The following is a 9,342-nucleotide window of genomic DNA, read 5'->3' as shown; positions in this document are numbered from 1 at the left end:
GGGATGGACCATCAAGCCGGTGGCCAAGAAACTCGGCCTCATCGTTCCGCCACGCATGGGCGCGGTCGACAAGGTCGAGATCGATCTGCCAGGCGCGGCCAACCATGAACTGCTGTCCTATCGTGTCATAAAGGACAGTCCGGTCCTTCGCGGCGAGCGCATTCCGCGCTGGGCAACTCCTTCGCTCGTCATCCGCGACGGCAAGTCGATGCGCTATCAATATGCCGGCCGGCTGCGCGAAAACGATCTGGTCTATCTCTTCATCGCGCCAAGCTATTCGCGCCTGCTCGACCGGCTCTTCGCCAGTCGCGCGCCGGTGGACGCGGACGATGCGGATTTTTTTGGCGCCTTCGCGCTGTCACCGTCACGACCTGCTGCCGATCTTGACGCCGCTTATGGTCCGGGGTTGCTGAACGAATCCGAGAAAGGCCTGACGATCGCCGAACTGATGAAGCAGCGTTTGGGCGGCAAGGCGGAGTATGCCGATCGCGTCCGTCTCGGGTCTATCATCCTGATCGTCCGCGACCTGGACGACCAGGATCACGTCACCTCCGTCGGCATGTCTCTCGAGGCTGTCGAGCCCGCAATCACGCTGCCGATCTTCATCAATTTGCGCGATATCATCCAACGCGTGCGAGACCGCCTCAAGGGCCGCAATGCCGCCGAAGCGGCGGAAGCCGCACATGCATCGGGCGCGTCGGATCGTGACGAAACCGCGCGTCAAAACCATGGCTGAGCGCCTTGCGTCCTGAGGCATCCTTGCTATGGTCGGCCACCTTCCCAAGGCACTAACGAACGGATAGTCCAATGCCAGCTTTCAAGACCCTTGACGACCTCAACGACATCGCTGGAAAGCGTGTTCTCGTCCGCGTGGACCTCAACGTTCCAGTGAAAGACGGCAAGGTGACCGACACGACACGCATCGAACGCGTTGCGCCGACGATCCTCGAATTGTCGCGGAAGGGCGCCAAGGTCATTCTGCTTGCGCATTTTGGCCGCCCCAAGGACGGCTCCTCGCCGGACCTCTCGCTCTCGCTGATCGCGCCGGACGTTTCGCGCGTGCTTGGCAAGCCGGTCGCGACCGCCTCAGACTGCGTCGGCGAAGCTGCCGCTTCGGCCGTCGCCAAGATGAGGGATGGCGATATCCTGCTTCTTGAAAACACCCGCTTCCATAAGGGTGAGGAAAAGAACGATCCGGAGTTCACAAAAGCCCTTGCCGCCAGTGGCGATATCTATGTGAATGATGCCTTTTCCGCCGCACATCGCGCCCATTCTTCCACCGAAGGGCTTGCCCATCGGCTGCCTGCCTATGCCGGCCGCACGATGCAGCAGGAGCTCGAGGCGCTCGAAAAGGGCCTCGGCAATCCGGTTCGCCCGGTCGTCGCCATCGTCGGCGGCGCCAAGGTGTCCACCAAGATCGATCTGCTCATGAACCTGGTGAAGAAGGTCGACGCTCTGGTGATCGGCGGCGGCATGGCCAATACCTTTCTCGCTGCCCGCGGCACCAATGTCGGAAAGTCGCTCTGTGAACATGACCTCGCCGACACCGCAAAGCAGATCATGATCGAAGCCGCTTCCGCCGGCTGCGCCATCATCCTGCCGGAAGATGGCATCATCGCGCGCGAATTCAAGGCGGGCGCGGCCAACGAGACCGTCGATATCGGAGCCATTCCCGAGGACGCCATGGTCCTCGACGTCGGCCCGAAGTCTATCGAAGCCGTCAAGGCATGGATCGAGCGCGCGCAGACGCTTGTGTGGAACGGCCCGCTCGGCGCCTTCGAAATCGAACCCTTCGACAGGGCAACGGTGGCGGCGGCCAAATATGCTGCTGAACGCACCAAGGCCGGCAAACTCACCTCCGTCGCAGGCGGCGGCGATACGGTTTCGGCCCTGAACCATGCGGGTGTCGCCGATAACTTCAGCTATGTCTCGACCGCAGGGGGTGCCTTCCTCGAATGGATGGAAGGCAAGGTCCTTCCGGGTGTTGCCGTTCTTAGCGGTAAATGATCAGCCGGCTGAGCTGACAATCTAGCATGTTGATAGACCGGGGGGTTGCCTCCGCGGTCTTCGTTTACGTGAAGAAAAAACTTACGAACTTTCAAACGATTGAAATGATTTCAATCGTTTCAATGACTTAGCACTCCATTTTCCTTCCTATAAACTTCTGTTATCGCCGACCTATATTCATTGGTTGCCGATTTTTCTTGTAGTGGAGAACGTGAAATGAGCGAACGCTTGGAAGACATTGCAGCGAAGATGGTAGCGGATGGCCGGGGGCTGCTCGCCGCTGATGAATCGACCGGCACGATTGGAAAGCGCTTCGATACGATCGGTCTGGAGTCGACAGAAACAAGCCGGCGCGACTACCGCGAGATGCTCTTCCGCTCAGAAGAGGCGATGAAGAATTGCATCTCGGGTGTGATTCTCTACGAAGAGACGCTCTTTCAGAAGGCGGCTGATGGCACCTCCTTCGTCGACATCATCAAGGCTGCGGGCAGCATTCCCGGCATCAAGGTCGATACCGGCGCCAAGCCGATGGCAAACTTTCCGGGCGAAACGGTCACGGAGGGCCTGGACGGTCTCGCCGAGCGTCTGTCCAAATACTACGAGGCAGGCGCCCGCTTCGCCAAGTGGCGTGGCGTGATCGCCATCTCATCCTCGCTCCCGACCTGGGGTTCCATGAAGGCGAACGCCCACGCGCTCGCCCGCTATGCCGCGCTCTGCCAGCAAGCGGGGATCGTGCCGATCGTTGAGCCGGAATGCCTGATGGACGGCAAGCCGGGCGACCACAATATCGACCGCTGCGCCGAGGTCACCGAATGGACGCTGCGCACCGTTTTTGAGGAACTCGCCGACGCGCGCGTCAGCCTCGAGGGCATGATCCTGAAGCCGAACATGGTCATCGACGGCAAGAACGCCCGCAAGGCATCTGTCGCGGAAGTGGCCGAACGCACCGTTCAGGTGTTGAAGCGCACTGTTCCGTCCGCAGTAGCCGGCATTGCCTTCCTCTCCGGCGGTCAGACCGCCGAAGAAGCGACAGCTCACCTCTCGGCGATGAATGCCGCGTTCGAACTGCCCTGGAAGCTTACCTTCTCTTATGGCCGCGCCCTGCAGGACACGGCATTGAAGGCTTGGGGCGGAAAGCCCGAGAACGTCGCCGCCGGCCAGCGTGCCTTCAACCACCGCGCTGAAATGAACAGACTTGCCGCCAAGGGCACCTGGAAGCGGGAACTCGAACAGGCCGCTTGAGACGATGTGAAACCTGATGCGGGAGCCCGGCGCGCATGTGCCGGGCTTTTCCATTGTCACGGCGACAAGATTGCGCTTTGACGATCAAAAGCCCTCGCCCATGATCGCGGCCTCAGACTGGGGAGCCGCGATGAGTATCCTTTCGTTTACGACCGTCGACGTTTTCACCGCCAACCGTTTCGAGGGCAATCCGCTCGCAGTCGTGATGGGTGCGGAGCAACTCGGTTCCGAGACGATGCAGAAGATCGCGGCGGAGTTCAAATATTCCGAAATAACCTTCGTCCTTCCGCCCAGGGATTCTGCCAACACGGCGAATGTCCGCATCTTCACGCCGACCATGGAGGTGCCTTTCGCCGGTCACCCGAATGTGGGAACGGCCTACGTCCTCGGCCAGCAGAGTGAAGTCTTCGGCAAGCCGATCGGAGACACGTTGCGTTTCGAGGAGAAGGCCGGGTTGGTCGAAGTGACGCTCCGCCGCACCGAAGGCCGGGTCACCTCTGCCACGATCCGTGCGCCCAAATCGCTGCATATCGGGCCTGATGTGTCCGAAGAAACGATCACCCGGTGCATCGGCATCAATAGCGGCAAGATCGTCAAATCGAAGCATCGCCCGATTTTCGCCTCAGTCGGTCTCAGCTTCGCCGTCGCTGAACTCGATGGGTTGGAGACGCTCGGCGCAGCGAGGCCGAACCTCGCGCATTTCCAGGAGGCCGCCGGTCCGACCGCCGAAGGCAACCACGATTTCTCCCTGTTCGTTTATGTCCGCGCGCCGGAGAAACCCTGGAATATCCGTGCCCGCATGTTCGCCCCGCTCGACAACGTTCCGGAAGATCCGGCGACCGGCAGCGCTTCCGCGGCGCTTGCTGCTTATCTCGTCTCGCTCGCACCGGAGCAGACCATCAACCAGCGTGTGACGATCGAGCAGGGTGTCGAAATGGGGCGCCGCAGCATCATCGAAGTCGACGTCGTCAAGAAGGACGGCATGGTGACGGACGTCTCGATTTCCGGCGAGTGCGTGCCAGTAATGCTGGGTGAGATCACTGTCTAGGCGATCAGTTCGCGTCCGAGAAGCGCGACCGCCCATATCGCGAAGGCAATCAACGCGATCTTCCAAAAGTCCATCCGCCGTCGCAAACCGGGAAACCCGAGCGGCTTGATGACCTGTACGACCATGGCAAGGATGAGCAAAAGCGCCAGCAGCTTCGTCATGGCATTATTTTCCAATATTATCAGAATGTCACAGGACGGACATTATTCCGCGCGAACACAACATTTCTTCATGCCGTAACGGCATTCCGGGGCACAATCAACATTATTGGGACAGGGCGGGGAACAGCCTCGTCCTATGCATTTTTAAAGTCGAACTCGCCGAGAGTGGAAATGAAAAGAAATCTGCTGTCCGTCGCTGCACTGCTTTTCGGAACGCTTTTCCTCTTCATGGGCAACGGCCTTCAGGGCATCCTGCTTCCCGTCCGCGGTAATCTCGAGGGTTATCATACGACCACGCTCGGCCTGCTCGGGACATCCTGGGCGACGGGCTTCGTCGTCGGCTGCCTCGTGGCCCCTAAAATGGTGCGGCGTGTCGGCCATGTACGCGCCTTCTCGGGCTTCATCTCGATCATCGCCATCATTGCGCTCGTGAGCGGCATCATCATTGATCCAATCTGGTGGGTGGTGCTGCGCGCCGTCACGGGCTTCTCGACAGCCGGCACCTCGATGATCATCGAAAGCTGGCTGAATGAGCGCGCAACAAACGAGAGCCGGGGCGCGATCTTTTCGCTCTATATCGGCATCACGCTTTTGGGTGTGGTCGCCGGGCAGATGATGATCCCGCTCCAAGACGTACGCACGCCAGTGCTCTTCATGGTCTGCGGCATCTTCTATTGCATCGCCATGCTGCCTACCACGCTCTCGACCGCCGCCTCCCCGCAGCCGCTGAAGGCCGTGAAGCTTGACCTGCCTGCTCTTTACCGCAATTCGCCGGTTTCGTGCCTCGGCATCCTGCTGGTAGGCATCGCCAACGGCGCCTACGGCACGCTCGGCGCGGTCTTCGGCGCCGGTGCGGGATTGTCGGACACCAGCATCGCCGTGATGATGAGTTCCACCATTTTCGCCGGTGCGCTGATGCAGCTTCCAGCCGGCCGCCTTTCCGATCGCATTGACCGCCGCTACGTCCTGGCAGCCATGTCGGCGGTCGCCGCGCTTGCCGGCCTTCTGATCGTCGTGCTGCATCCCTCGTCGCCAGCCTTTCTTATCGGCCTTGTGATCCTCTATGGCGCGGTCGCCAACACCCTCTATCCGGTTGCTGTCGCGCATGCGAACGACTTCGCTTCGTCCGAGGACTTTGTGAAGGTTTCCGGCGGGCTTCTGCTGCTCTACGGCATCGGCACGGTGATCGGCCCGACGATCGGCGGGCCGGTGATGTCGATAGTCAGCCCGCATGCACTCTTCCTTGTCACCGCTCTCGCGCATGTTTTGATCACCGCTTACGCAATCATCCGTAGCCGTATTCGCGCTGCAGTGCCCGTCGGCGAGCGAGAGGCCTACACGACAATCCCGACCGGCACCTCCCCGATGCTGACGCCCGAAGGCATGTCGCTTGCCGAGCGCACATCGCCTACGCCTCCCGAAAGCGGCGATCCTGAGGTAAAGTACGGCTGAGAACCGAACGGAGGATTGCCCATGAGCTTCATCGACGACGACCGGCCACAAAAGAAAGTGGCTCACGAAATCGGAACCGATCTTTCCATGCTTTCCGTGGATGAATTGAAGGCGCGTGTGGAATTGCTGAAGGCGGAGATTGGCCGCATCGAGGATGAGGCGGCGAGAAAGGCTTCAGATCGCGCGGCCGCCGAAAAGCTCTTTCGTTCCTAGAGCTGGCACGAGGCTGCAGGACAGGCGAAAAACTGTTGCGCAAGTCCTAATAGGAAACAGTCTTAACGTAATATTAAGCTTTATGAGATATTACTGTTCTCATCCAGATCTCGTCTGGATCTCAGACAGTTTTCCACGCGGTGAATTGGTCTGATTTTTCTCCCTGTTTTACCTTGAGAGCCGCTTTTGCGGCTCTTCTTTTTGTGCCGGCGCTCGTTCACCACGAAACTGTGGAAGTTAACCCTTTCTTAAGAAACGCCTTGCGCATTTAGGCTAAAGATACCATCTTCAAGACACAAAGACCGGTCTTTGAAACTTTCGTTTCAGACTGACGTTACCTGAACATATGTAGATGCGTGCAACAGGAACCATTTGAATGTCGGAAATTGGTTTGAATACGATCAGTTTTGCGGGCCGCGCCGCCGCATCCTCACAGTTTAAGACGTTGTATGCGGAAGGCATGTCGCTCGTCGAGGAAACGGCTGCCTACCTCGACGGTACGGGACGCGCTGCATCCAAGGTTCTGCCACGCATGGCTTCCGTTCTCTACGCCGCCGAGTCGATGCGCCTGACGACCCGCCTCATGCAGATGGCGTCGTGGCTGCTCCTGCAGCGGGCCGTCAACAACGGCGAGATGTCCCGGGATCAGGTGCTTGCCGAAAAGAGCAAAGTTCGCCTCGACGGCTTCAACGTGGACCGCAACGCTCCCGGCTGGAATGACCTGCCGGAAGCTTTCCGTGATCTTGTCGAACGCTCATTGCGCCTCCAGAACCGCGTCGCCCTTCTCGACCGGGAAATCTATCGCCCGTCGGAAGCGCCGATCGTTCCCGACAATCAAAACAGCGTCCAGGCGCAGCTGCATTTGTTGCAAACCGCTTTTGGCAACAACTGAGTTGTAAGCGAGAACATTGAAAAGCCGGCCGTGGCGACGCGGCCGGCTTTTGCATTTTCGTCTTCCCGCTACTCTCCAGGACAACGGCAAACAAAAAGCCCGGCAAAAGCCGGGCTCTTTTTCAAATTCCGTACCGCGGAAGCGATTAGAGGCCGAGGCCGCCGAAGCGCTTGTTGAACTTGGAAACGCGGCCGCCGCGGTCCATGAGCTGCTGGTTGCCACCGGTCCAGGCCGGGTGGGACTTGGAATCGATTTCGAGGTTCATGACAGCGCCTTCCGAACCCCAGGTCGAGCGGGTTTCGTATTCGGTGCCATCGGTCATCACTACCTTGATGACGTGGTATTCGGGATGAATATCTGCCTTCATAACAATCTTCCTGCGATGCCAGGGTCCAATTTGACGCATGTCATTGCGGCAAGAGAACCGATTGAATAAATGAAGCCGCAGTCGCGAAGGCTACGGCTTCCCATTCGGATGCGCTGCCTATACATGAAGGCCATCCGGATAACAAGGGCCAACAAGCCGCCGACCCGCGGTATTGGGCGATTGGAGATGAATTGACAGACGCAGTCCAGGCCGCGGAAAAGAAGTCGCGTTCCCTCAAGCCCCTAGGAAGGCTCGCGCCTTATATGATGCGCTACCGCGGCATGGTCGCAGGCGCCCTGGTTGCACTCGTTGTTGCCGCCGTTACGTCGCTCGCCCTTCCACTTGCCGTACGCCGCATGATCGACCACGGCTTCACACAGGCTGACGGCAACTTCATCAACAGTTACTTCGCAATGTTGACGGTGATGGCTGTGGTGCTCGCGGCTGCAAGCGCCCTTCGCTATTACTTCGTCATCACGCTCGGCGAACGTATCGTCTCGAATCTCCGCCGTGATGTCTTCGCGCACGTGACCCGCCTGTCGCCATCCTTTTTCGACATCAACCAGTCGGGTGAGATCGTTTCGCGCCTGACCGCCGATACGACACAGATCAAATCGGCCGTCGGTGCGACCGCCTCGGTGGCGCTACGTAACCTCATCCTCTGTCTTGGCGCGATGGGCATGATGATCGTAACCTCGCCGAAGCTTGCCAGCCTGGCGCTCGGCGCAATCCCGTTGATCGTCTTTCCGCTCGTCGCCTTCGGGCGTTCGGTGCGCAAGCGCTCTCGCACCGCTCAGGATACGCTCGCCAAGGCTTCCGCCTTCGCCAACGAAGCGATCGCCGCGACCCGCACCGTGCAGGCCTTCAATGGCGAGGATGCTGCCGCAAGCCGCTATGGTGCTGCCGTCGAGGCGGCCTATAGCGCCGCACGCTCGGCAACCCGCTCCCGGGCGCTCCTGACGGGCATTGCGATCACGCTGGTCTTCGGCAGTGTCGTTGCCGTTCTTTGGGTCGGCGCCCATAATGTTCTGACCGGAACGCTTTCGGCGGGCACGCTCGGCCAGTTTCTGCTCTATTCGGTCATCGCCGCAGGCTCTCTCGGTGCCCTGTCTGAAGTTTGGGGAGAACTCTCGCAGGCGGCAGGCGCCGCCGAGCGGCTGAATGAACTGCTGGACGAAGTCTCGCCGATCAGAGCACCGGAAGAGCCCGAGACGCTGCCCGCTCCGGCCCTGGGGCGCGTCGAATTCTCGAACGTCCATTTCGCCTATCCGTCGCGTCCCGGCAAATCGGCGTTGCGGGGGCTGAGCTTCAGCGTCACGCCGGGCGAAACTGTCGCCATCGTCGGCTCGTCGGGCGCCGGCAAGAGCACCGTCTTCTCGCTGCTGCTGCGTTTCTATGATCCACAACAGGGGAGCGTCGCGATCGATGGTCTGGATGCACGCGAAGTAACACCGGCCGATCTGCGCGCGCGCATGGCAATCGTTCCGCAGGACGTCACCATCTTCGCTGCCTCGATCCACGACAACATCGCCTTCGGCCGTCCCGGCGCGACGCGCGAGGAGGTGCGTGCTGCCGCCGTCGCGGCTCAGGCGGACGAGTTCATCGCGAAGTTGGACAAGGGCTATGACACCGAGGTCGGCGAGCGCGGCATTACCCTTTCCGGCGGCCAGCGCCAGCGCATCGCAATCGCCCGGGCGATCCTGAAGAATGCGCCTATCCTGCTGCTCGACGAAGCCACATCCGCTCTCGACGCGGAGAGCGAAACACTGGTGCAGAAAGCGCTCGACGGCCTAATGATGGGTCGCACGACGCTCGTCATCGCCCATCGCCTCGCGACCGTCTTGAAGGCAGATCGCATCCTGGTCATGGACGAGGGCCGCGTCGTCGAAGAGGGCGCTCATCAGAGCCTGATCCGTCATGGCGGGATCTACGCCAAACTGGCGAAGCTGCAGTTCGAGAC

The 9,342-nt window shown here is 60.1% G+C and carries 9 protein-coding genes and 1 pseudogene; 8 read left to right on the top strand and 2 right to left on the bottom strand.

Annotated elements, in window-relative coordinates; all coding sequences use genetic code 11:
- The 4 genes and pseudogenes from ACPYOJ_RS32910 to ACPYOJ_RS32895 form a co-directional block, all read left to right on the top strand.
- Positions 1–736, top strand: a pseudogene (locus ACPYOJ_RS32910) (potassium/proton antiporter); the annotation flags it as partial.
- Between the two features lie 71 nt (positions 737–807).
- Positions 808–2,007 carry a phosphoglycerate kinase gene (locus ACPYOJ_RS32905; RefSeq protein WP_481419988.1) on the top strand — a complete coding sequence of 400 codons (1,200 nt, stop codon included), beginning with the start codon at positions 808–810 and terminating at the stop codon, positions 2,005–2,007.
- A gap of 216 nt (positions 2,008–2,223) precedes the next feature.
- A complete protein-coding gene (locus ACPYOJ_RS32900) occupies positions 2,224–3,249 on the top strand; it encodes a class I fructose-bisphosphate aldolase (RefSeq protein WP_481419987.1) in 1,026 nt (341 codons plus the stop codon).
- 130 nt (positions 3,250–3,379) lie between these two features.
- Positions 3,380–4,297, top strand: a complete 918-nt coding sequence (locus tag ACPYOJ_RS32895; protein ID WP_481419986.1) for a PhzF family phenazine biosynthesis protein — start codon at positions 3,380–3,382, stop codon at positions 4,295–4,297.
- On the opposite strand, the gene ACPYOJ_RS32890 is transcribed toward ACPYOJ_RS32895, so the two are convergent.
- Entirely contained in the window at positions 4,294–4,458 is a 165-nt protein-coding gene (locus tag ACPYOJ_RS32890) for a hypothetical protein (RefSeq protein ID WP_481419985.1), read from the bottom strand. The two genes, ACPYOJ_RS32895 and ACPYOJ_RS32890, sit on opposite strands and share 4 nt — an antisense overlap.
- On the opposite strand from ACPYOJ_RS32890, the gene ACPYOJ_RS32885 reads away from it, so the two are divergent.
- The 3 genes from ACPYOJ_RS32885 (at position 4,411) to rcdA (ending at position 7,015) form a co-directional block, all read left to right on the top strand.
- Complete coding sequence (locus ACPYOJ_RS32885; RefSeq protein WP_481419989.1) at positions 4,411–5,910, top strand: MFS transporter; 1,500 nt, start codon at positions 4,411–4,413, stop codon at positions 5,908–5,910. The genes ACPYOJ_RS32890 and ACPYOJ_RS32885 overlap by 48 nt on opposite strands.
- Before the next feature lie 21 nt (positions 5,911–5,931).
- On the top strand, positions 5,932–6,123 hold the full coding sequence (locus tag ACPYOJ_RS32880) for a DUF1192 domain-containing protein (protein ID WP_481419984.1): 192 nt from the start codon (positions 5,932–5,934) through the stop codon (positions 6,121–6,123).
- 376 nt (positions 6,124–6,499) lie between these two features.
- A complete protein-coding gene (gene rcdA, locus ACPYOJ_RS32875) occupies positions 6,500–7,015 on the top strand; it encodes a protease adaptor protein RcdA (RefSeq protein ID WP_168831538.1) in 516 nt (171 codons plus the stop codon).
- 145 nt (positions 7,016–7,160) lie between these two features.
- Here the strand turns inward: rcdA and rpmE are convergent, their stop codons facing one another.
- On the bottom strand, positions 7,161–7,382 hold the full coding sequence (rpmE, locus tag ACPYOJ_RS32870; protein ID WP_168831537.1) for a 50S ribosomal protein L31: 222 nt from the start codon (positions 7,380–7,382) through the stop codon (positions 7,161–7,163).
- Between the two features lie 191 nt (positions 7,383–7,573).
- Between rpmE and ACPYOJ_RS32865 the strand changes: the two genes are divergently transcribed.
- The coding region (locus tag ACPYOJ_RS32865) for an ABC transporter transmembrane domain-containing protein (protein WP_481419983.1) at positions 7,574–9,342 on the top strand (1,769 nt) is incomplete at its 3' end.

It is taken from the genome of Rhizobium sp. SVR5-9E (assembly GCF_056755095.1).
This window is presented reverse-complemented; position numbering and strand designations above follow the sequence as displayed.